We start from the raw sequence: 23239 nt of genomic DNA, 5'->3' as shown, positions 1-23239 counted from the left end.
CGTGCCTCCTCAGACGAGCTGGTAAGCGCGGTAGTTGCGGGTCAACTGGTATGTGTTGCGCAGGCCGGAGCTCTCGATGCTGCGGTAGATGCCCCACTTGGGGCGCAGGTAGTTCTTGTCACGCCAGAGGTCCACGTCCGTGGTGCGGCCACTGGCCTTGACCGTCGAGCCGTCCTTGACTGTCCACGCGAGGTAGCCACCGCTGTTGGCCGCCTTGAACTCGAACTCGATGTCGATCCACTTGTTCTGCAACTGCTCGTAGTCGCACAGGACGTGCTCGGTGTTGGCGTCGTTGTCCTTGAGCGTCAACACCGTCAGCGTCGGCTTGCTCTTCTGGCGGGGCGTAAGCGTCCACAACGGACCACCGACGTCCTGCACCTTCATCTGCATGATGTGGGTGAACCTGGTGGTCGCGGTCAGCGAGCTGGGCCAGAACGCCTGGTAGGCCAGCCGCCACGTGGTGTCCTTGTTGATCTTCAGTGCGTTGCCGTTCTGACGCATGCCCTTGCACTCGTTGCGCTGCCGGTCCGAGCCGTCCCGGTCCCCTGTGTGCATGTCGAACCGCCAGTGGTCGCCTTCGACGTAGATGTGCTTCACACCGGGGTGCGACTTGGCCCGGTCGTCTTCCAGGCCCTCGAACGCGTTCAGGCCGTTCTTGGCCGGATCCGGGCTCCACTTGAGCTGCCACGACGCGGCCGCTGCCGTCCCGGTGCCCAACGCGAGCGATGCGCCCACGCCGAGTGCCAGCGCTGTCCGTCGGTTCATGGTGTTCATCGGTGATCTCCTCCTTCAGCAGGGGCGGCGGAGGACTTCTTCTGCAGGGTGATGGCGAAGATGTGCGGCCTCGGGGTGGCGGCCGCGGGCAGGGTGATCGAGACCAGGTCACGCACCGGGTCGAGCGTGATCTTCTGGTGGAAGATCGCCAGCCGGGTGGGTGACGGGCCGGTGCGGGTGTGCATCTGGTTGGTGCGTAGGGCTTCCGTCTCACCGAACGCCGGTGCCGTGCGCCAGTCGGTGATCCGCAGCGGAGCGTTCGCCGCCCCGTCTGCGTAGTTGATGGTCACTGTCCGGTCGGTGTTACCGTTGTCGCTGGCCGCGAGCAGGTGCACGGTCGTGTACTTGCCCGGCGGGAGCTGGATCGTCTGGGCTTGCGGAACGATGTTGTTCGGGGCGCCTTCGTTGCCGTTGACGAACTCGAACGGGATCCCGTCGTCGTTGGCCTGCCCGGTCTGCGGCAGCTGCGCGGCCGGGTAGGTGTTGCCCGCACCGTCGAAGTCCCCGTCGCCCATGTGGAACTCGTTGGTGAAGGCATCGTTGTTGAGGACGGCTGCCAGGTCGACAGTGACGGTTGTGCCCTGGTTCGGCAGCGGGGGCAGACCCCACGGCCGGGCCGGTGTACTGATGGGCACCGGTTTGATCGCCAGGTCCGGTTTCCGGCCCTTCGCGTGGACCAGGACTTCCTGCCCCTGGGCGAGGTCGATGACGAGGGTGCCGTCAGCGTCCTGGTGCCACTTGCGCGTGCCGTGGACCTCCGGGTCCGGGATGCCTGCCTTGAGCTTGAGCGGCTGCCCGGCCAGGCTGCGCACCGAGACGAACTCGGTGCGGCCGTCCTTCATCGACGCGGTGACGAGAAAGGCCCCCTCGGTCCGGAAATCCCGCAGTGCGACATCCCGCCACCCGGTGGGTACGGCCGGGAAGACCCGGATGACACCACCCCAGCTCTGGCAGAGCATGTCGTGTACCGACTGCGCGCCCGACAACGGCGTTTCGATGACCGGGCCCGCCTCGAAGTACATCGTGTTCGCCTGGGCGAACCGCGCGACGAACTCCCGCAGGTGCTTGAGCGCGTCGTCACCGCGGCCGAGCCCGGCGGAGATCGAGGACGCGCCGGTGAAGCTGTACCCGCGCAACGCGCCTTCGAAGCTGATCCAGTGCTTGAGCGAGCGCTCGATCAGGTCCCGCTGCCCCGACTCGGCGCTGACCAGGTACAGCGGATACACCGCGAGCATGTGCGAGTAGTGCCGGTGCGACTTGGCGAACGGCACACCGGCCCCCACCATGAAGCCGTCGGCGTCGACCGGGTAGTCGACGAGATCGCGCAGCACTTCCCGCCACTTCGGCGCGAGCGGGTCGTCCGGCTTGGTCTCCAGCAGAGTCCGGCAGCTCCACCGGATCAACGCCAGGTCGTAGTTGCAGTCGGGAGCGGTGCCGTACTCCGGTGAGAACGTGGGCGCGAGATGCAGGCGGCCGTCCATCCCCTTGGCCAGGAAGTGCAGGTAGTAGTTCATGGCCCGGCGCAACGTCGGGAACAGGATGGCGAGGACCCGGTCGTCCATGCTGTGCCGGTAGTGCAGCCACACGTTGTGCAGCAACCACGGCAGGTCGCCGATTTCCGGGTCGGCGGAGAATCCGGGGGCGCCGACGTAGCCCGCGTCGTCGAACTGGGCGTCGGTGCTGCGCCGCAAGCCCATCGAGTCACCGCGGAACTGCGGCCTGAGCGCGTCGATGAGGATCTTCTGCGTGGCTTGGACCGTGCGTGGGATCGGGTCGAGTTCGAGGTGGTTGGAGCCGTACGCGAGCCAGTACTCGAGCTGGACGTTGAGGTTGTTCCACAGCGACGGCCATGGCGTCGGCTCGATCCACGGCCCGGTGGTGGCCATGATCGGGCCGTTGCTCCGGGAAGCGGAAGCGATCTTGTAGAGCTGGATCCAGTAGAAGCTCTGCAGGAGCTGGTCGGGGATGGACAGGAAGCTCTTTCGGTAGAAGGCGTGCCACCAGTCCCTGTGTTGCTGCCGGAGCAACCGGTCCGGCGCGGCGAACCGCACGGCTTTCCTGACATCGGCCTCGGCCGTCGTCTGTGGGTATGAGTGCTGCACAGACAGCAGGAAAGTGTTGCCGCGCTTACGATAAGCTGTCGCCGTCTGTCCACCCGCGACCATCGGTTGCGTGACGACGGTGATGTCCCGCTCAGTGGTGGTCACCGGCTTGGGGTTGCGCGGGAAGTTCACGGGCGGCGGTTCGCGAATGGTCCTCGGGCTCAAGGCCTCGGCGGGTTCGAATGCGAGCGTGTGCTCGCCGTCGACCTCCAGACTCAGCAGATCGGTCTCGGCGTGCACGAACAACCGGATCCGGACGTCGCCCTCGTCGGTTCTGATGGCGCCGGTGAGTTCCGCGTTCCAGAGGTCAAGCCGCCAGTCGACCCCGGTGATGGTGCCCTGGGGCGTCAGCAGCAACTTGCCGACGGGAAGCCGCGCGACACCCCACTCGTTGCCGAACTCCGGCCGATGATCCTGGACGCGACTGTGGTCGACGGTGATCCGAACGGCATTGACCCCCGGCTCCCGATACAGGGCGACGGCGAGGAAACCGTTGCCCAGGAACGGTCCCTCGTACCAAGCCCTCGGCACCCGTTGCCACACCATGTCGCACGAGCCGAGAAACCGCGCCCAGTCGATCTCCTGCGCGGCGTCGGCACTCGCGGGCAACGCCCCCAACACGGTCCCGGCGACAGCGCCACCCAGCAGCCCCCGGCGAGAGATCTCCATCCGCACTCCACACTGAGTCGCCCGAAAGATCGGATGTCTAGCTCCCGGTGAGGGTATGGAAACCTTTTCAGCGCGTCAACACCCGCCCGTTCAGGGAGGTGAAGCGCCAGGTAGACAGCTTCTCGTCCGCCGAGGGCAAGATAGATCGGATGTGGAACGGCTGTCGTGACGGTGGAACCCTGCAACCACCATGGGCGTACTCCGCCATGCCATCAAGCCCTGATCGATGCCGGGATCACCAAAGTCCTGATCGCGGTCATCGACCCGACGTCTCGCGGCAGGGGTGGAGCGGCCAGGCTTCGCGATGCGGGATCGCGGTGGAGGTCGGCGTCCTCGCTGACGAGGCGCTGTTTTCTGGTGGTGATCGCAGATCATCGGGATCAGTCGGACCGCGGGGCGTGATTGGCGCCCCAGGCCGAGTCGACCCTGTGCAGCCATGGCCGCCAGCTCGCGGCCGACGCGGCGGGCACTGCCCACGGTGACGTGCACCGGACCATCCGGGTGCCGGGGCGCTCCAGCCAACGCAGGACTGCGGCGACCTCCTCGTGCGGGGCACCGTACAGCGGCCCGGCGGACGGGATCACAGTCTCCGCGGACGCCACAAGCATCTCGACCACAGGCATCGGCGGTACGCCCCGTGGCGCGTTGCCTGCTGATGCCAGCCGACCGTGCCGCACGACCGCGAAGTCCCAACCGCCTGTGCCGTCCGGGCGTGCGCCGATGAGCTCGGTGATCGACGCGAGAGCCGCGAGGTGTTGGCCGCGGTCGAGCGTGCGGACGAGCACCGCTAGACGATCACGGCCCTCCGCTGCCTGCTCGAACCTTTGCGCGTCCGCCAACTGCGACAGCCGGGCGGCGGCGCGCCACAGGGCGTCGACGCGCTGGCCGGCGACGAGACTGTGTACCGCCTCCACATAAGGCCGGTATTCGGCGACCGTCTGGTGCCCGGCGCACGGCGCGGCGCAACGGCCGATTTCCGCCAACAGGCACGGCGTGCCCTTGGGGGACCGCACCGGGATTCGTTGCGTGCAGGGTCGTATGCCCGTGCCCTCCTGGAGCGCGACTGCCGCGCCTTCCGCCGCGCGGTGCGACCGGAACGGCCCTAATGCGCCGTCTCGGGGCATGCGTACGACCGACAACCGTGGGAACGCCTCGTCGGTGAGCGTCAGCCACCAAGCCTGGTGCTTGTTGCGGGAGCGACGGTTGTACATGGGTTTGTGCGCCGCGAGCAGCCGTAACTCCCGCACTTCCGCTTCGAGGGCGTGCGCGCACGTCACCGAGTCCACCCGCACCGCGAGGCCGACCATCTCACGCAGCCGACGACGCGTCTCGCTCGCGGTGAAGTACTGCCGGACGCGTCTGCGCAGGTTCGACGCCGTACCGACGTACAGCACCTCCTCACGCGGCCCGCGGAACATGTACACGCCGGGGTCCGTCGGCAGGTCCGCCGCGAGGGTTCGTTTGCGCCGCTGTTCCGGCGTGACCTCAGGGATGTAGTCGAGCAGTTCCTCCAGCGACTGCACGCCGACCGACCCGACTCGTTCCAGCAGGCTGTGCAGGACGTCCACGGTCGCTCGCGCGTCCGCCAGCGCGCGGTGGTTGGGCGTGGTGCTCGCCTGGAACAGCGCGGCCAGCGCCGACAGGCGGCAACTCGGCGCCTCCTCCTTGCTCAGCACACGCCTGGCCAGACGCGCCGTGCAGACGACCGCGGGCCGGGGCCAGTGGTAGCCGTGCCGTCGGCACGCGGCCTTCATGAAGCTGACGTCGAAGCCCGAGTTGTGCGCGACGAGCACCGCGCCCGCCGCGAACTCCAGGAACGCCGGGAGCACCTCGTCCAGCGGCGGCGCCTGGTAGACCATGGCGTCGGTGATGCCGGTGAGCGCCACGATCTCCGGTGGGATGCCCCTGCCCGGGTCGACGAGCGTGGCGAACTCGCCGATCACCTCCCCGCCGCGGACCTTGACCGCGCCGATCTCCGTGACCATGTCCTGCTCGGCGCTGCCACCCGTGGTTTCCAGGTCGAACACCACGAAGGTGGTGGTCCGCAACGGCGTGCCGAGTTCGTCGAACGACAGCTGCGTGTTCATCAGGCGGCACACTAGAGCCGACCACCGACAGTGTTGGATGTCCTCGCTTCGCTCGGACGGGTTCGGCCGCCGGAAGCCGGTCGTTGCCACTCCACCCCACGCGACCGACATCTACGCTCTGACCTGCTGACCAGCGTGGCTGGGGCGGTGTCGGGCGTGGTGCGGAGCGTCAACGACCGGCGCGGCCGAACCAGGGCCGGATTGCCCGAGCCCCACCAGGATGGGCCGCGGCCGGACCTGGTTGGTCCAGCCGGGGTCCCGGCGGGTCAATTCGGACTCAGCCAACTAACCTGGAGAGATGGCGCCGCACGAACGGGACGAGAACGACGAGCCGATGGACGAGCTCGTCGAGACGTCCGAGGTGGACTGGGACGGCATCCCCGACGCCGTGCGGTCCCGCCTTGCCGAAATCGGCGCGGAAGCCATCAGCGGCCTCAACCGGGTGGACATCCCCCAGTCGCTGCGCGCGGTGGCGAAGTTCGCCCCGGCCAAGCGCGCCCGTCTCGGCGGCGCGTCGATCATGGCGGCGCTGCGCAGCTCGACGAGTTTCCGCACGGCGGTGGTCGAATGGTGCCGTGAGCACCGGCCCGGCGCGCTGGAGGTCAGCGGCGCCGAACCCGCCTCGGCGGCGGCCGCGGCCGTTCTGCTCGGCGACGAGACAGCCGTGCACTACCTGGAGCTGGTCTCGCGGCGCGCGGGTGACGCGGTGTTGCGTGCCGAGCGCGACGCGGCGCTGACCAGGGCAGACCGCCTGGAGAACGAGCTCAAGCAGACCATCGGCAAGCTGGAGGTGGCGCAGGGCGCGGCCGAGGTGGTCCGGGCGGACACCGAGGTCGAGCTGGACCGGCTGCGCAAACGTCTGCGCGAGCAGGGCGTGAAGCTGCGCGAGGCCAAGGACGCGGCCCTGGCGGCGCAGAACGAGATGGAACGGCTGCGCACCGAGGTGGCGGCCCAGATAGCGGACCTGACGGGCCAGCGCGACCGGGAACGCGACCGCGCGGAGTTCGAGCGCAAGAAGGCACGCCGCGCCGAAGCGGACGCCGAGGTGGCGCGCCAGTCGGCCAGAGAGGCCAGGCAGGCCGACGAGGTGCGCCTGGCCCTCCTGGTGGACACATTGGACGGAGCGGTGACCGGCCTGCGCCGGGAACTGGCCCTCGGTGGCGGCGGCCCCCGCCCCGCCGACCTGGTCCGAGGGGCGACAGCGGCACAGGGCACAGTCGGCCGCGTCGAGGACCCGGCGGCGTTGGACAGGCTGCTGGCGCTGCCGTCGGTGCACCTCGTGGTGGACGGGTACAACGTCACGAAAACGGGCTACCCGGACCTGCCGTTGGCCGACCAGCGCGAACGCCTCACCCACCAGCTGTCGGCGTTGGCGGCGCGCACGTCGGCAGAGGTGACGCTGGTGTTCGACGGCGCGGGCGTGGTCGCGGTACCGTCAGCGGCGCCGCGTGGTGTGCGGGTGCTGTTCAGCGACCCGGGCGTGCTCGCCGACGACGTCATCCGCGCGTTGGTCGCCGCTGAGCCCGAGGGTCGCCCGGTGGTCGTGGTGACGTCCGACCGAGCCGTGGCGGATTCCGTGCGACGGCGTGGAGCGCACCCGGTGCCGTCAGCTGTGCTGCTGGCCCGTCTCGGCCGGGTCTAGGCGCCCGGCCCGAACCGGCGGCGATAAGCCGACGGGCTCAGGCCCGTGTGCCGACGCAACTGGGCACGCAGGTTCGCGGCCGTGCCGAACCCGCTCTCCCTGGCCACCAGTTCCAGACGCAGCTCACCCCGTTCGATCAGCCGACAGGCCAAGGTGATTCGTTCTCCGGTCAGCCACGCCAACGGGGTGGTGCCCAACTCGGTGCGGAAACGGCGGTGCAGCGTCGCCTGGCTGGCGGCGGCGCGGGACGCCAGGTCGGCCACGGTCAACGGCTGCTCCAGCCGGGACCGGGCCCATTCCAGCACCGGGGCGAGAGAAGTGTCCGGCACATCGGGAATCGGGCGTTCGACGAACTGCCGCTGCCCGCCGTCCCGCCTGCCCGTGAACACCAGACGGCGGCTCACCGCGTTGGCGACCTCCGCGCCGTGGTCGCGGTGGATCAGGTGCAGGCCGAGGTCCAGTGCCGCCGCGCTGCCCGCGGCCGTCAGGATGTCGCCGTCGTCGACGAACAACACGTCTGGTTCCAGGTGGACAGCGGGGTGGCGGTTCGCGAATTCGTCCGCCCACTGCCAGTGCGTGGTCGCGCGGCGTCCATCGAGGACACCCGCGGCCGCGAGGCTGAACGCGCCCGTGCAGAAGCTGACCAGGCGGGCACCCCGGTCCGCCGCGCGGGCGATCGCCGCGAGCACCGGTGCCCCCGGGCCGTTGAGCGGGTCAGGGCGGTTCGGCACGATCACGGTGTCCGCTTCGTCGACGGCGTCCATTCCCGACACCCCGGTCATCGTGAACATGCCGAGGTGCATCCGGATCCCGGGCTCCGGCGCGCACAGCGAGAACGAGTACCACGGCCGGTCCAGTTCGGGCCTGCGCAGGCCGAACAGCTCGGTCGCCACGCCCAGTTCGAACGGGTTCGAGCCCTCGTCGACGATCACCGCCACCCGGTGCGAGGATTCTTGCGCCATATGCGATTCCTAGCACTCCCCCGGTCCGGGTGCCAGGGATCAGGATCGACGCCATGAATCCGATCGACCTGAAGACCGCCCTCGAGAGCTTCGAGGACGCGTGGAGCCCGCGGATCGTGGCCTACCTCAACGACTACGACATCCGGATCGCCAAGTTCGCCGGTGAGCACGTCTGGCACGTGCACGAGAACACCGACGAGTTCTTCCTCGTCCTCGACGGCGAGATCGAGATCGGCCTGCGTGAACCGGCAGGCGAACGCACCGTCGCACTCCAGCGGGGCCAGGTGTTCGTGGTGCCGCGCGGCACGTTCCACAAGCCCTCGGCCAAGCTGGGCGCGTCGGTCCTGCTGGTCGAGCCGACCGGCACGCTGTCAGTCGGTGACCAGCACGACGAGGTACCGGACCACGTCGACGTCACCACGGGACACGTGGCCGTCTAGGCTGGTGGCACCGACCAGGGAGGACACGCCGTGATCAAGGCGATCGTGATGATCCAGGTGAATGCGGACTCGATTCCCGAGACCGCGCAGGCCATCGCCGACGTCGAAGGCGTCACCGAGGTGTACTCGTGCGCCGGTGACGTCGACCTGATCGCCATCATGGGCGTGGCCAGGCACGAGGATCTCGCCGAGCTGATCCCCGGCCGGATCAGCAAGATCCCCGGCGTGGTCGCGACCGACACGCACATCGCGTTCCGGTCCTACTCCCGGCAGGACACCGAGGCCGCCTTCTCGATCGGCGCGGACGCGTAGCTGTCGCGGGTCGCGAAGTAGGTGACACTTCTTCCAGTTTCCGCATGTCCCATCGCGTTTCGCGAACAGCGGATGCCCGAAAGACAGCTCCGGCACGCCCAAACGGGAACGCCGGTTTCCGCAACGAGTCGTTCGCATGAAGAGATCAAAGAAACCTCGCGGTGTACGACACAGCGGATACTGCATTTCGGTGAATTGCCGCGACGTTCGATGCGGTGACCCAAGCAGTCCGGGAACATGTCCCACGACGTCACTCGACTCCAGGGGGACGATGTGGGGACACACGGAGCGGAACTCGGAGCTGATCTTTACAAGCTTCTGGTAGTCGCGAAGGACAACCTGCCGTCAGTGGCTGCCGAATACCGCGAGGCCACGAGCAAACTGAACGCGGTGCTGACCAACCTCGACGGCGTCATGCGCAGGCCCGACCGGTTCGGGGATTCCCTCGGGCCTGTGCACAGCGCTTGGGCCACACTGCAAGGTGATCTGGCCAAGTTCCTGACTGAGACGGATGTCAGCCTCACCGACACGGCCGACGCGTTGAGCCAGGCGGTGGAACAGTACGCGGCCACGGACCATGGTGCCAAGACGGAGCTCGACCGCCTGCGTCAAACAGTCGGTGAGCCCAAACCGGACCAGGGGTGAAGCGGATGAGCTTCGACGAACTCATGACGCACGCCGCCGCCATTCAGCAGAAAGCGATAAAACGTGCCGTAACGAACAACGAAACGGATCCCGAGTATGCTCGCGGCGGCGTCGAGGGCTATTACCGCGACATCCCCGAGCTGTTCCGGCCGTTCGCCGACATGCCCGAACCCGCTGGTTATCAGCCTCTGATCGACGATCTCAAGGTAGTACTGCGAAAACTGTCCAGCGGCGAGAACAAGGACCCGGTCACCAACGACATCTACCTGGCCAATGTCGTCCTGGCCAACATGACCACCGCGAGTGACTACCTGGAGGACTGGACCGGCAAAGCCGCGATGGCCTTCAAGCAGAACTTCCTGGACACGTTTCCGCCTGTCGCCCGCAACCAGTTCATCCTGGCCAGTGTCCTGAAGGCGTCCCTGGAAGCACACCAATCCATGTGGGCGAAGGCCCGCGACGACGTGGACAAGATCGCGCACACGACCATGGACGCGCTGGACAACGCCGCTTGTAGCAACAAGAACGCTTGGACCATCGGCTTCACTGTGGTCGCGTCGGTAGCGGCGGTCGGCGCGTCCTTGCTCACCGCAGGCACCGCCGCGCCGATCGCGGTCACCGCTGTAGGCGCCGCGGCTCAGGTAGCCGCGGCTGCGCCGCCCTCGAACACGGAGAAGCAGTACGCGGGCGAAACGGCTGTCCAGATCACCAATGCGATGAAACAAGCTCTCAACGCGTTGGCAGACCTCATCCGTGACGTCGAGACCAAGGGCAACGGTGGCGTTCCGGGGATCGCGCCCGCACTGACCGCGGTAGGCGACCTGGTCGGCGCGAACCGTGCGCTCCTGGTCGCCAATCGACCCGCACTGGCGGACGGCCGTGGACGCCCCATGACCGGGGCCGACCAGATGGGTGAGGCGAGCTGACATGGACTCACTCGCCGACCGGCTGGACAGCATCCGCCTGAGAGTCCAGGCCCCCGGGTCGGAAATCTACGCCGACCTGCGCAACCGCAAGGAAGTCTCGATCTCGTTCGGCGAGAGCGTCTACGAGTGGATGACCGAACGCACTCTGGAACACCTCCTCGCGAGTATGGGCCGGCTGCTCTACGTGGAGTGGATCCGGAAGTACCGCGCTGAACTCGACGAGTCCTTCCTCAACGCGGCAGGACCGGAGACCCAGAATGACCGGGACTTCATCGCGGCCCGTGCCGCCATGGAGTCGAGCGGACGTTCTCAGGACGGGCGCGTGACGCTCTCGGTGGTGGGAATGCAGAATCTGGAAGTCCACATTGTCCGGGGAACGATCCGTGAACTGAACGAGAGCGAGTTCGCCGCCCGGCTCCACGAGGCTGTCCAGGATCTGGCCGACAGCTACCAGGCAGGTATACGCGATCTCAAACTCAGGTACTTCACGTGACACGACGTCAACGGTGGATCGTGATCGTGGTTGTGGCCGTTGTGGGGACGGCCACGGCTGTCTTGCTCGGCTCCAGGTGGTTCGGGGCGTCGTGCGACATCCCTGAGGCGGTGCCGCCGAACGAGGGCTCGGCCGACGCGTCTCCGGGCGGTCTGCACGTGATCGACCAGGGGTTCACACAACCGGTGGACGAATTCAACTCGGTGAGTCTCGGCGTGGTGCTGGAGAACCCGCACGACCGGATCGCGTATCACACACAGGTCACTCTTCGGCTCCTTGACGCGCGAGGCGCGGAGATCACCGGTTACGAGAAGGCCACGGATGAGATCCCCATCATCATGCCGGGCCAGCGGATCGGTGTCGGGATGACGATCAGCCCGGCCAGGGCCAGCGAACTGCGAGTGACCAAGTTCGTGACCGAGACGCGGACCTCTCAGTGGCTGGCTGTCGACGCGTTGGGAGACGACTTCGGACCAGTCACCGCCGAGTATCGGCAGACCGTTCGCAAGGATCCCCAAGTCGCACACAGCACGGAGATCCGGTTTGTGCCGCAGTCAGTCGCGTGCCGCCCGTTGTGGGGTGCGAATCCGGCAGCCGTTTTCCGCGACGCCAACGGAACCGTCGTCGGCGGCACCCGGCAGTACACGGTGGTCACCGGGGCCTGCTCGAGCTTCGGCCGGGAAACGTGGGTCATCCCCCGCAAAGCCATCCCGCCCGTCGACGACAGCCGTACTCAGCTGTACCCCTACTGCGACATCCGCTGACTGCGCGTTCGGTCGACCATCGCCAGGAGAGTCGGCTAGGTTCGCTCTGAGCGGGCGCGCTCCAACGCCTTGGTCTCGTCGAGTGGGTCCGGGCTCAGCAGTGTGCCCGCGACCGGGCGTCCGGCTGAGCCGAGCTTGTTCATCTTCTTGGGCACGGCCGTGCCCTGGTAGACCAGTGGGCGGTCCGCCAGCGGCTGGTGCAGTTCGATGAATTCGCCGTGTGGCAGTCGCTTGATGATGCCCGTCTCGACTCCGTGTGCGAGCACCTCGCGGTCCGCGTGCTGCAGGCCGAGGCAGATGCGGTACGTGATGAAGTACGCCAGCGGCGGCAGCACCAACAGTCCGATCCGGCCCATCCACGTGGTCGCGTTCAACGAGATGTCGAACTTCTCCGCGAACACGTCGTTGGCCGCTGACAGCAGCATCACCATGAAGTACGTGATCGCCATGGCACCCAACGAGGTGCGGACCGGCACGTCACGCGGACGCTGCAGCAAGTTGTGGTGCGCGTAGTCCTTCGTGAACTTCCGCTCGATCCACGGGTAGGCCGCCGCGATCCCGGTCAGCAACGGCAGGCCCAGCATGAACGGGAAGAACGCGGCCGGGATCGTGTAGTCCCACAACGAGATTTCCCACGCGGGCCACAGCCGGACCAGACCGTCCGTCCACGCCATGTACCAGTCCGGCACGATGCCCGACGAGATGTGCGCGGTGTTGAAGGGCCCGAAGTTCCAGATCGGGTTGATCTGGAACAGGCCGCCCAGCAAGGCGATCACGCCGACCACGATGGCGAAGAAGCCGCCGCCCTTGAGCGAGAAGTACGGCATGATCCGCACACCGACCACATTGGACTCCTTGCGGAGGTGGCCGGGGAACTGCGTGTGCTTCTGGTACCACACCAGCCCGACGTGCACGGCCACCAGCGCGAGGATGAGGCCGGGGATGATCAGGATGTGCGCGGTGTAGATGAACGGGATGAACTCCTCACCGGGGAACTCACCGCGGAACAGCAGCCAGTTCAGCCAGGTCCCGATCACCGGGATGGACATGATCAGCCCGGAGGTGACCCGGATCCCCGCGCCGGAGAGCAGGTCGTCGGGCAGCGAGTACCCGGTCAACCCCTCGATCGTGCCGATCAGGAACAGCACGATCCCGATCACCCAGTTGGTCTCACGCGGGCGCCGGAACGCGCCGGTGAAGAACACCCGCAACATATGCAACACGAGCGCTGCCATGAACAGCAACGCGGCCCAGTGGTGCACCTGGCGCACGAACAAGCCACCGCGTACCTCGAAGGAGATGTTCAACGCGGACTCGTAGGCGCGGGACATCTGCACGCCACGCAGGTTCGTGAACGACCCCTGGTACTCCACGTGCTGCATCGACGGGTCGAAGAACAGCGCGAGGTACGTACCCGACAGCAGCAGGACGATGAAGCTGTACAGCGCCACCTCACCGAGCAGGAACGACCAGTGCGTCGGGAACACCTTGTTGAACTGACGCCGTAGGCCACCGGCCGCGTGCAGCCGGTCGTCAGCCCAGTTCCCCACCGCCGCGGCCGCTTTGGCCGCCGGATTCGGACCCTTGGTCGGTGTCGTCAGGCCACTCATGGCGCCTCCCCAGGCTTCGCCTGATCACCATTCTGTGGCCGCCGGGCACCCGCACCCTAGGGACCTAGGTCCCGGACGCGGCAGGACCCCCTCCCGGGCGAAATCGCCCGAAAGGGGGTCCTGAGAGGTGTTGCGCCAGGTCAGGTCAGTGCTCGACCGGCCCGCCGCCTCCGGCGGCACCGTGGCCGTTCGTGCCGTGCCCGTTCGTGCCGTGCCCGTTGTGCTGGGCAGCGCGAGCCGCCTCCAGGGCCTTGGTCTCCTCGACCGGGTCCGGGGCCAGCAACGTGCCCTTGACCGGCCGTCCGGCCGAGCCGAGCTTGTTCATCTTCTTCGGCACAGCGGCACCCTGGTACGCCAGCGGGATCGGGTGGCCGTGGTCGTCGACCGGGCCCAGCGGCTGGTGCAGCTCGATGAACTCACCGTGCGGCAGCCGCTTGATGATGCCCGTCTCTACACCGTGTGCCAGGACCTCGCGGTCCGCGTGCTGCAGGCCGAGGCAGATCCGGTACGTGATGAAGTACGCCAGCGGCGGCAGCACCAGCAGTCCGATCCGGCCCATCCAGGTCGTCGCGTTCAACGAGATGTCGAACTTCTCCGCCAGGACGTCGTTCGCGGCCGACAGCAGCGAGACCATGAAGTACGTGATGGCCATGGCACCGAGCGAGGTGCGGACCGGCACGTCACGCGGACGCTGCAGCAAGTTGTGGTGCGCGTAGTCCTTGGTGAACTTCTTCTCGATCCACGGGTAGACCGCCGCGATCCCGGTCAGCAACGGCAGGCCCAGCATGAACGGGAAGAACGCGGCCGGGATCATGTAGTCCCCGAGGTAGATCTCCCACGCGGGCCACAACCGGATCAGGCCGTCCGTCCAGCCCATGTACCAGTCGGGCACCGTGCCGGCCGAGATGTGCGCCGGGTTGAAGGGCCCGAAGTTCCAGATCGGGTTGATCTGGAAGAGGCCACCGAGCATGGCGATGACGCCGACGACGATGGCGAAGAAGCCGCCGCCCTTGAGCGAGAAGTACGGCATGATCCGCACGCCGACGACGTTGGTCTCCTTCTTGAGCACACCGGGGAACTGCGTGTGCTTCTGGTACCACACCAGGCCGACGTGCACCGCGACCAGCGCCAACAGGATGCCGGGCACCAGCAGGATGTGCGCGGTGTACAGCATCGGGATGACTTCCTCGCCGGGGAACTCGCCCCGGAACAGCAGCCAGTTCACCCAGGTGCCGATCACCGGCAGCGAGAGGATCAGGCCCGACATGATCCGCAGACCGGCGCCGGAGAGCAGGTCGTCCGGCAGCGAGTAGCCCGCGAAGCCCTCGATCGCGCCCAGCATGAACAGCAGGATGCCGATCACCCAGTTGGTCTCACGCGGGCGCCGGAACGCACCGGTGAAGAACACGCGGAACATGTGCAGCACGATCGCGGCCATGAACAGCAGCGCCGCCCAGTGGTGCACCTGGCGGACGAACAGACCGCCACGCACCTCGAACGACAGGTTCAGCGCCGTCTCGTAGGCCCGGGACATCCCCAGACCACGCAGGTTGGTGAACGCGCCCTGGTACTCGACGTGCTGCATCGACGGGTCGAAGAACAGCGCGAGGTACGTACCCGACAGCAGCAGGACGATGAAGCTGTACAGCGCGACTTCACCGAGCAGGAACGACCAGTGCGTCGGGAAGACCTTGTTCATCTGCTTGCGCAGGCCACCAGCGGCGTGCAGCCGGTCGTCGGCCCAGTTGCCCGCCGCCGCGGCGAACTTCGCCGCGGGGTTGGCCTGTTTGGTTGGCGTCGTGAGTCCGCTCATGACTTCCGCTCCCAGAAGGCCGGTCCTACTGCCTCGTTGAAGTCCGACCTGGCGTAAAGGTAACCCGTCTCAGTGTCGACCTGAATGGGCAGCTGCGCCAGTTTGCGGGTGGCCGGGCCGAAGATCGGCTTGGCGTACTGCAACGCGTCGAACTGCGACTGGTGGCACGGGCACAGGATCCGGTTGGTCCGCTGTTCGTACAACGAGGTCGGGCAACCGAGGTGACTGCAGATCTTCGTGTACGCGTAGAAGTCGCCGAAGTTGTAGTCCTCCTGGCCCTGGTGCTTGACCACCCGCTTGGCGTCGTCGGGACGCAGGCGGATGAGCATGACCGGGTTGTCCGACCGGCGCAGCGCCTCGACCAGGGCGTGCTCGTCGACCCGCTCGGTGCCGGCCAGCATGCCCTCCAGCTTGGCGTAGTCGACGCCGCCGGACGAGGTCTTCGGCGCGTGGAACGGGAACACCGTTTCCATCGCGCCCGCGTCCAGGTCCTCCGGCTTGACCAGCTCGAGGGCGTGCGCGTCGCCCGTGTCGCGGCGCAGGAAGACGCGCTCGCCGTCCTTCGCCAGCCACCCGGTGTGCCACAGGCCGTTCTCGTTGGCCGACTCCTTGTGCGGGTTGTGGATCAGGCTGCCCAGCGGCAACGCGGCCGTGGCCAGCCCGAACGCACCCGCGCCGAACAGGGCGGAACGCTTGATGATCGACCGGCGGGCGATGGTGCTGCGGTCGCCCGCGTCGGCCAGGTGCGCCACGAACGTCTGCCGGTCCACCTCGGACGACGGACCTTCGTGCCGCTGCTGGATCGCCACCTCGTGGGGCAGGAACTTCTTCGCGTACATGACCACACCGACGCCGACACCGAGGATCGACAGACCCAGCGTCAGGCCGAGCAGCGGGGTGTACAGCAGGTACAGCCAGTGCTCGTCGTTGGTGGGCGGGACGTACTCCCACGGCCACCAGAGGAACACGCCGATGAACGCCAGCCCGGCCAGCCCGGCGAGGGTGAACCAGGCGGCGACGGCGCGCTCGGCGCGCTTCTCCGCCTTGGTGCCCTTGACCGGCCACGGGTCGGTGTACTCGGCGAACTCGACCCCGTCGAGCTTGCCGCCCAGCTTGAGCAGCTGGTCGCGGTCCATCTCGGCGAGCTCGGCCTCGGTCGGCAGGCCTTCTTTGTTCTGCTCGCTCACGACTTGGCTCCGATCCACAACGTGATGCCAATCAGCGCCGCCATACCCACGATGAACGCGATCAGTCCCTCGGACTGCGGGCCGATCCCGCCGATGGGCGCACCACCTGGGTTGTTGTTCCCGTCGGTCACCGACTTGACGTACGCGATGATGTCCTTCTTCTCCTCCGGCGACAGCTGGCGGTCGGAGAACCTGGGCATGTTCTGCGGACCGGACAGCATCGCCGCGTAAAGCTGCTCCTCGGTCGCCGGGTCGAGCTCCGGGGCGAACTTGCCGGAGGACAACGCACCGCCGCGACCGGTGAAGTTGTGGCAGGAGGCGCAGTTCATCCGGAACAGCTCGCCACCGCGCGCCGGGTTGTCCCCGCGCAGCTTCTCGCCCTTTTCCTCGGGCAGCTTGGGCCCGGGGTTGGCGCCGGCCGACTTGGACTCGATGTACGCGATCACCGCGTCGATCTCTTCCGGCGACAGCTTCGGTGGCTTGCGCTCGGCCTGGGCGGTCTGCGCGGCCATCGGCATCCGGCCGGTGGAGGTCTGGAAGTACACAGCCGCCTCACCGATGCCGATCAGGCTGGGGCCGCGGTCCTTCACGCCCTGCGCGCCCTCGCCGTGGCACGTGATGCAGGTGTTGTTGTAGATCTGCTCACCCTTGCGGATCAACGCCGGGTCCTGCGAAGCGTTGGCTGTCTGCGGCTCCGGGGCGATCGCGCTGTACAACGCGCCGACACCGATCAGAGCCACGAACAACGCGAGCAGTCCGGAGATCCGCCGACGCCGCTTGGAGGAGCGGGCTTGCTTGCGCGTCGCCTTGCTCTCCCCGGCGGCTTCCGCCTTCTTACTCGTCATGGTGATGGGCAACCTTGCTGGAGTCAGTTCGGGTTTCGGTTATCCGGTGTGGCGACCGTGTCAGGGGACGATGTAGATCACGGCGAAGAGGCCGATCCACACGATGTCGACGAAGTGCCAGTAGTACGAGACCACGATCGCGGCGGTGGCCTGAGCGGGCGTGAACTTGCTCATCCGGGTGCGGATCAGCAGGTACACGAAGGCGATCAGACCGCCGATCACGTGCAGACCGTGGAAACCGGTGGTCAGGTAGAAGACCGTGCCGAACCCGCCGGAGGGGATGGTGACACCCTCGTGGATCAGGTTCACGTACTCGATCGCCTGACCGGCCACGAAGATCGCGCCCATCACCAGCGTGAGGGTGTACCAGCGCCGCAGCCCGAACACGTCGCCCTTCTCGGCGGCGAACACACCGAGCTGGCAGGTGACCGACGAGAGGATCAGGATCACCGTGAACGGCGTGGCGAACGGCAGGTTCAGGTGGATCGGCTCACCGCCGGGGGTGAGCGGGGGCGGCCAGTGACCCGTGGAGTTCTGCGCCTTCACCGTGAAGAACATGGCGAACAGCCCGGCGAAGAACATCAGCTCACTGGACAGCCACACGATGGTGCCCACACTGACCATGTTCGGCCGGTTCAGCGAGTGCACACGCTGGCTGATCGAAGGCGCTGCTGTTGTCACGCGACGCATTATGGCTTGCGGATATTCACCTCGCCCGGTCGGGTACCGGTTGGGCCGTGGGGCGTGTCGCGGGCCGCTGGCGATAGCATCAGCAAGGTCGTGAACAGGACTGGTGAGTAGCCGGAGGGCGCTGAAGATATGAGCACGCAGCCGCTGACGATCCTTGTCTTCAGCCACCGCCCCCAGGTGCGCGAGAGCATCATCACAGCAGTCGGCCGCCGACCCGCGGCCGACCTCGGCAGGGTGACGTTCGTCGAGGCGGAAACGGTCGCCGACGTGATCTACCACATGGACGAGGGCGACTGTGACCTGGCGATCCTCGACGGGGAGGCGCAGCCGACCGGCGGAATGGGCCTGTGCCGCCAGCTCAAGCACGAGATCGAGGACTGCCCGCCGATCGTGATCGCGGTCCGCCGGAAGGACGACCGCTGGCTGGCCACCTGGTCGCAGGCGGACGCCGTGCTCGTGCACCCGCTCGACCCGCTGACGGCGGCGGAGACGGTCGCGGACGTGCTGCGCTCGCACAAGTTGCCCGTCGTCCGGGGCTGAGCCGGATGCGGCGCGATACCTGGCCTGCGCTGCTCAACCACTTAGTCGACGGCGGTGACCTGACCGCCGAAGACACCGCGTGGGCGATGAACGAGATCATGTCCGGCAACGCCACGAACGCGCAGATAGCGGGGTTCGCGGTGGGACTGCGCGGCAAGGGCGAGACACCAGCCGAGATCGCCGGAATGGCGGCCGGGATGCTCGAGCACGCCACCCGCGTACCGCTGGCCGCCCGCGCGGTGGACGTGGTCGGCACAGGCGGCGACCGGTCCGGCAGCGTGAACATCTCGACGATGAGCGCGCTCGTGACGGCGGCGGCCGGGGTGCCGGTGGTCAAACACGGCAACCGGTCCGCGTCGTCCAAGGCGGGCACGGCGGACGTGCTGGAACTGCTGGGCATAGCGATCGGCCTCGGCCCGGCGGGAGTGCTCAGCTGTGTCGAGGAACTGGGCATCGGCTTCTGCTTCGCGCCCGTCTACCACCCGGCGCTGCGGCACGCCGGTCCCGTCCGCAGTGAGCTGGGGATCCCCACGGCGTTCAACACACTGGGGCCGCTGACGAACCCGGCGCAGCCCGCGGCGGGACTGATCGGCTGCGCGTTCGAGCGGCTCGCCCCCGTGATGGCGGAGGTGTTCGCCGCCCGTGGGGCGTCGGTGCTGCTCGTGCGTGGAGACGACGGGCTCGACGAGATCACCACCTGCGCGACGACCACGGCGCGAGTGGTCGAGGGCGGCAAGGTCCGGACCGAACGTATCGATCCGGCTACATTTGACGTCCCCCTGGCGACACCAGCAGACCTGCGCGGCGGCGACGCGGCACACAACGCGGAAGTGGTGCGCCGGATGCTCGCGGGGGAAAAGGGCCACGTGCGCGATGCCGTGCTGTTGAACGCCGCGGGCGCGGTGGCCGCGTATCGGGGCTTCACGGACGATCTGACGGCCGATCTCCGCGCCGGAATGGACCAAGTCGCCGACGCGGTTGATTCGGGCGCGGCGACGGCCCTGCTGGACCGCTGGGCGGCGCTGTCGGCGGCCCTGGCCAAGTAGACCGCACGACGAGGTGCAAACCACAACGGCTCGCACGCAAGTGCAGAGCAGGCGGCGTGCGCGCAAGCGCAGAGTGGTGCTTCGGGGGTCATAAAACATGCGCCGGGAAGAACACGACGCGAAGACCTCCTGCCCAGAGGTCAGCCCCCGGCGAGGGAAATCTTGAACCCTCAAACCAACGGCAAAGGGCCTCCCACCACAGGCGGGAAGCCCAGAGCCGAAAGAAAAGTCAGTCCTTGTCAGGCTGAGTGTGGTACTCGAACACCAGCCCACCAACGGTGATCAAGATCAGCACCATGCCGATCACGATCAACCAGATGTGGAAGAAAGCCAGAGCGAACCCGGTCAGTGCCGCCGACGCGGCCACACCCACCGGCCAGTAGCTGCCCGGGCTGAAGAAGCCCAGCTCACCGGCACCGTCGCTGACCTCGGCGTCCGGGTTGTCCTCTGGGCGCTCTTCGACGCGGCGGGCCACGAAGCTGAAGTAGCTGCCGACGATCAGCGACAGGCCACCGGTCAGCGTCAGCCCGACGATGCCGACCACCTCCTTGGCCCACAGGCCGTAGAGGATCGCCGCCACGAAGAAGAACGACGTGCAGATGTGGAAGATCTTGGCTTCGACCTTCATTGGTTCTCTCCCCTGCCCCTCAGCCCGACGCCGTCCGCGCGGTGCGGTCGGTGTTGAACGGGGACGTGGTCGTCGCGTACGGAGCACACAACTGGCCGCAGTTCATCTGGGTCAGCGCCTCGGACGTGGTGTACGGCGCGCCCGTGCTCGGGTTGGTCTGGCCACGCAGGCTGATGAACTGGTCGAACTGCTCGCCTGGCAGCGCGCGGACCTCGAAGTTCATGAAGGCGTGGTACGAGCCGCAGAGCTCGGCACACCGGCCGACGAACGAACCGGGGCGGGCGATCTTGTTCTGGAACGTGTTGTCCTGGTTGTTCTTCTCCGGGTACGGGAAGACGTCCCGTTTGAAGTGCATCTCCGGCACGTAGAACGAGTGGATCACGTCACGCGACCGCAGCTGGTACTCGACCGTGCGCCCGGCTGGCAGGACCAGCAGCGGGATCTCCCTGCTGCTGCCGACGGTGTGGATCTCGCCGCCACCCGGTGCCGTCGGCTTCCTGCCGCCGACCTCCTTGTAGCTGAAGTCCCAGTTCCACTGGAAGGCGAGTGCCTCGACCTTCACGTCCGGCTTGTCGGTCTCGGCGAGCACCTTGTTCTCGGTGCTCGCGGTGAAGACGAACAGCACGACGACGATGATGACCGGCACACCCGTGTAGATCAGCTCGAGCGCGTTGTTGTACTGCGTCTGCTTGGGCAGCTTGTCGGACTTCTTGCGGTGGAACGCGACCGGCCACAGGATCAACACCCACGTGATCACACCGACGACCAGCGACGCGATCACCGACCCGGTCCACAGCTTGCGCATGTCCTCGGCCTGCTCGGTGACACCGACGGGCCAGCCGAACCGCAGCACCTCGTCGGTCGAGCAGCCGGTCACCGCGAACGCGACCAGGCCGACCAGCCCGATGACCTTGGCCAGCCTGCGCTTGCGCGAGCGCTCCTCTTGGCTCACCGTTCGCTCTCCTCCTTGCCGCGACTTGCAGCGATTGCTCCTGCGGGAGCGTAGCTCAGCGACATATGTGACGCGGATCAGGGGCCGGGGCGCGTCGCCCACGTTCCGTGTCCGGGCATACTGGCCATTCCAACACCACTCGAATGGAAGGTTCTCAAGAGAGTGTGCGGTCTGCTTGGCCTGGTCTGCCCTTCCGAACTCGACGCCGACACGGCCCGCGCCGCGGTCGACGCCGCGCTGCGCTGCCAGCGGCACCGCGGTCCCGACGAGAGCGGTACCTGGGCCGACCGCGGGGTCATCTTCGGGTTCAACCGGTTGTCGATCGTCGACATCGCGCACTCCCACCAGCCGCTGCACTGGGGCCCGGTGGACGCGCCGAACCGGTACACCATCCTGTTCAACGGCGAGGTGTACAACTACCTCGAGCTGCGTGCGGACCTCAAGCGCGAGTTCAACCTGAAGTTCGCCACGGACGGCGAGGCCGAGGCGATGGTGGCCGCGTACCACTTCTACGGCCCCGATGTGGTGAAGCGCTTCCGCGGCATGTTCGCCTTCCTGATCTGGGACTCGTACAAGGGCGAACTGTTCGGCGCGCGTGACCCGTTCGGCATCAAACCGCTGTTCTACACCTCCGGCCCCGGCGGGATGGCGTTCGCCAGCGAGAAGAAGAGCCTGCTCGCGCTCAGCCGCGCACTGAGCGTGTCGCCGCGGATCGACAAGACCGCGTTGCAGCACTACGTCGTACTGCAGTACGTGCCGGAGCCGGAGACCATGCACGACACGGTCCGGCGGATCGAGTCCGGCACGTCGTTCAGGGTCACGCACGACGGCACGATGACCACCAACCGGTACTTCGACCCGGTGTTCCAGCCGTTGTCGGTCAGCCAGTACGAGTCCGGCCGCCTGCACTCGGACATCGCCGCTGTGATGCGCGACTCGGTCGCCAAGCACATGCGCGCGGACGTGACGGTCGGCTCGTTCCTGTCCGGCGGCATCGACTCCACCGCGATCGCGGCGCTGGCCAAGCAGCACAACCCGGACCTGATCACGTTCACCACCGGGTTCGAGCGCCAGGGCTACTCCGAGGTGGACGTGGCGGCGGAGTCCGCGGCGGCGATCGGCGTGAAGCACGTGGTCCGCACGGTGTCGGCGCAGGAAGTGATGGAGTACCTGCCGCTGATCGTGTGGTACCTGGACGACCCGGTGGCCGACCCGGCGCTGGTGCCGTTGTGGTTCATCGCCCGCGAGGCCAGGCAGTACGTGAAGGTCGTGCTGTCCGGCGAGGGCGCGGACGAGCTGTTCGGCGGTTACACGATCTACCGCGAGCCGATCTCCCTCGCGGCCTTCGAGAAGGTGCCGGGCGCGCTGCGCAAGGCGATGGGCAACCTGTCGACGAAGATGCCGGAAGGCAAGCGCGGCAAGGACTTCCTGCGCCGCGGCGCGCTGTCGCTGGAAGAGCGCTACTACGGCAACGCCCGGATCTTCCGCGACGACCAGATCCGGCGCGTGCTGCGGACGTTCAACCCGGCCATCGGCCACATGGACGTGACGGCGCCGCACTACCGCGCCTCGCGCGACTGGGACCCGGTGACCCGGATGCAGCACGTCGACCTGTTCACGTGGCTGCGCGGCGACATCCTGGTCAAGGCCGACAAGGTGACCATGGCCAACTCGCTGGAGCTGCGGGTGCCGTTCCTGGACACCGAGGTCTTCAAGGTCGCGTCCCGCATCCCGTTGGAAGAGAAGATCACCAAGGAGACCACGAAGTACGCGCTGCGTGCCGCGATGCGCGACATCGTGCCCGCGCACGTGCTCAACCGGCGCAAGCTGGGTTTCCCGGTGCCGGTGCGGCACTGGCTGCGTGAGGAGCTCTACGAGTGGGCCGCGGGCATCATCCGCGACTCCGGAACCGACCCGTTCCTGGACAAGGCCGCCATCCTGGAGATGCTCGAGGAGCACCGCCGCAACGAGATCGACCACAGCCGCCGGTTGTGGGCGCTGCTGGTGTTCATGATCTGGTACGGCATCTTCGTCGAGGGCCGGATCCGCCCGCAGGTCCCCGAGCCGCACTACCCCGTTCGTCTCTGACCATGAAAAAGGGGCCCCAGCTGG

The 23239-nt window shown here is 67.3% G+C and carries 21 protein-coding genes; 10 read left to right on the top strand and 11 right to left on the bottom strand.

Features of this window, described 5'->3' with window-relative positions; genetic code table 11:
* Positions 1-9: 9 nt before the first annotated feature.
* From ALI144C_RS25555 to ALI144C_RS25540, 3 genes are all read right to left on the bottom strand, one after another.
* Positions 10-774 carry a hypothetical protein gene (locus tag ALI144C_RS25555; RefSeq protein ID WP_076989706.1) on the bottom strand — a complete coding sequence of 255 codons (765 nt, stop codon included), beginning with the start codon at positions 772-774 and terminating at the stop codon, positions 10-12.
* Complete coding sequence (locus ALI144C_RS25550; protein WP_076989705.1) at positions 771-3545, bottom strand: glycosyl hydrolase family 95 catalytic domain-containing protein; 2775 nt, start codon at positions 3543-3545, stop codon at positions 771-773. Before ALI144C_RS25550 ends, ALI144C_RS25555 begins: the two co-directional genes overlap by 4 nt.
* 380 nt (positions 3546-3925) lie before the next feature.
* Positions 3926-5632 carry a DEDD exonuclease domain-containing protein gene (locus ALI144C_RS25540; RefSeq protein WP_076990043.1) on the bottom strand — a complete coding sequence of 569 codons (1707 nt, stop codon included), beginning with the start codon at positions 5630-5632 and terminating at the stop codon, positions 3926-3928.
* A gap of 298 nt (positions 5633-5930) precedes the next feature.
* Between ALI144C_RS25540 and ALI144C_RS25535 the strand changes: the two genes are divergently transcribed.
* A complete protein-coding gene (locus tag ALI144C_RS25535) occupies positions 5931-7274 on the top strand; it encodes an NYN domain-containing protein (protein WP_143230860.1) in 1344 nt (447 codons plus the stop codon).
* On the opposite strand, the gene ALI144C_RS25530 is transcribed toward ALI144C_RS25535, so the two are convergent.
* Positions 7271-8236, bottom strand: a complete 966-nt coding sequence (locus ALI144C_RS25530; protein WP_076989703.1) for a helix-turn-helix domain-containing protein — start codon at positions 8234-8236, stop codon at positions 7271-7273. The genes ALI144C_RS25535 and ALI144C_RS25530 overlap by 4 nt on opposite strands.
* Positions 8237-8289: 53 nt before the next feature.
* Between ALI144C_RS25530 and ALI144C_RS25525 the strand changes: the two genes are divergently transcribed.
* The 6 genes from ALI144C_RS25525 (at position 8290) to ALI144C_RS25500 (ending at position 11816) form a co-directional block, all read left to right on the top strand.
* Complete coding sequence (locus tag ALI144C_RS25525) at positions 8290-8676, top strand: cupin domain-containing protein (protein WP_076989702.1); 387 nt, start codon at positions 8290-8292, stop codon at positions 8674-8676.
* Between the two features lie 30 nt (positions 8677-8706).
* Entirely contained in the window at positions 8707-8988 is a 282-nt protein-coding gene (locus ALI144C_RS25520) for an Lrp/AsnC ligand binding domain-containing protein (protein WP_054289701.1), read from the top strand.
* Between the two features lie 348 nt (positions 8989-9336).
* On the top strand, positions 9337-9633 hold the full coding sequence (locus ALI144C_RS25515; protein WP_237774309.1) for a hypothetical protein: 297 nt from the start codon (positions 9337-9339) through the stop codon (positions 9631-9633).
* Between the two features lie 5 nt (positions 9634-9638).
* Positions 9639-10559, top strand: a complete 921-nt coding sequence (locus ALI144C_RS25510; RefSeq protein ID WP_076990041.1) for a hypothetical protein — start codon at positions 9639-9641, stop codon at positions 10557-10559.
* Between the two features lies 1 nt (position 10560).
* Positions 10561-11052, top strand: coding sequence for a hypothetical protein (locus ALI144C_RS25505; RefSeq protein WP_076989700.1), 492 nt, complete (start codon positions 10561-10563; stop codon positions 11050-11052).
* Positions 11049-11816, top strand: a complete 768-nt coding sequence (locus ALI144C_RS25500) for a hypothetical protein (protein WP_076989699.1) — start codon at positions 11049-11051, stop codon at positions 11814-11816. The genes ALI144C_RS25505 and ALI144C_RS25500 overlap by 4 nt, the downstream gene beginning before the upstream one ends.
* Positions 11817-11851: 35 nt before the next feature.
* Here the strand turns inward: ALI144C_RS25500 and qcrB (ALI144C_RS25495) are convergent, their stop codons facing one another.
* From qcrB (ALI144C_RS25495) to ctaE, 5 genes are all read right to left on the bottom strand, one after another.
* A complete protein-coding gene (qcrB, locus tag ALI144C_RS25495) occupies positions 11852-13426 on the bottom strand; it encodes a cytochrome bc1 complex cytochrome b subunit (protein WP_076989698.1) in 1575 nt (524 codons plus the stop codon).
* Between the two features lie 145 nt (positions 13427-13571).
* Positions 13572-15239: a cytochrome bc1 complex cytochrome b subunit gene (qcrB, locus tag ALI144C_RS25490; protein WP_076989697.1), complete on the bottom strand. Its 1668-nt coding sequence runs from the start codon at positions 15237-15239 to the stop codon at positions 13572-13574.
* The gene (qcrA, locus tag ALI144C_RS25485) at positions 15236-16375 is read right to left on the bottom strand and encodes a cytochrome bc1 complex Rieske iron-sulfur subunit (RefSeq protein ID WP_076990040.1); all 1140 of its coding nucleotides are present in this window, start codon (positions 16373-16375) and stop codon (positions 15236-15238) included. Before qcrA ends, qcrB (ALI144C_RS25490) begins: the two co-directional genes overlap by 4 nt.
* 47 nt (positions 16376-16422) lie before the next feature.
* Positions 16423-17271 carry a cytochrome bc1 complex diheme cytochrome c subunit gene (gene qcrC / locus ALI144C_RS25480; protein ID WP_076989696.1) on the bottom strand — a complete coding sequence of 283 codons (849 nt, stop codon included), beginning with the start codon at positions 17269-17271 and terminating at the stop codon, positions 16423-16425.
* Positions 17272-17331: 60 nt separating this feature from the next.
* Complete coding sequence (gene ctaE, locus ALI144C_RS25475; RefSeq protein ID WP_076989695.1) at positions 17332-17961, bottom strand: aa3-type cytochrome oxidase subunit III; 630 nt, start codon at positions 17959-17961, stop codon at positions 17332-17334.
* 129 nt (positions 17962-18090) lie between these two features.
* Between ctaE and ALI144C_RS25470 the strand changes: the two genes are divergently transcribed.
* Positions 18091-18501 carry a hypothetical protein gene (locus ALI144C_RS25470; protein ID WP_076989694.1) on the top strand — a complete coding sequence of 137 codons (411 nt, stop codon included), beginning with the start codon at positions 18091-18093 and terminating at the stop codon, positions 18499-18501.
* Positions 18502-18506: 5 nt separating this feature from the next.
* Entirely contained in the window at positions 18507-19547 is a 1041-nt protein-coding gene (gene trpD, locus ALI144C_RS25465; protein WP_076989693.1) for an anthranilate phosphoribosyltransferase, read from the top strand.
* A 229-nt stretch (positions 19548-19776) separates the two neighbouring features.
* Here trpD and ALI144C_RS25460 read toward each other — a convergent pair whose 3' ends face one another.
* Together ALI144C_RS25460 and ctaC are read right to left on the bottom strand one after the other, a co-directional pair.
* Positions 19777-20175 (bottom strand): cytochrome c oxidase subunit 4, encoded by a 399-nt coding sequence (locus ALI144C_RS25460; RefSeq protein ID WP_076989692.1) that lies wholly within the window; start codon positions 20173-20175, stop codon positions 19777-19779.
* Positions 20176-20194: 19 nt separating this feature from the next.
* Positions 20195-21127: an aa3-type cytochrome oxidase subunit II gene (ctaC, locus tag ALI144C_RS25455; RefSeq protein WP_076989691.1), complete on the bottom strand. Its 933-nt coding sequence runs from the start codon at positions 21125-21127 to the stop codon at positions 20195-20197.
* Between the two features lie 162 nt (positions 21128-21289).
* Between ctaC and asnB the strand changes: the two genes are divergently transcribed.
* Complete coding sequence (gene asnB, locus ALI144C_RS25450; RefSeq protein WP_076989690.1) at positions 21290-23215, top strand: asparagine synthase (glutamine-hydrolyzing); 1926 nt, start codon at positions 21290-21292, stop codon at positions 23213-23215.
* Positions 23216-23239 lie beyond the last annotated feature (24 nt).

It is taken from the genome of Actinosynnema sp. ALI-1.44, from assembly GCF_001984155.1.
GTDB lineage: Bacteria > Actinomycetota > Actinomycetes > Mycobacteriales > Pseudonocardiaceae > Kibdelosporangium.
Note: the sequence above shows the minus strand (reverse complement) of the source record. Positions and strands in the feature narration are given on the sequence as shown.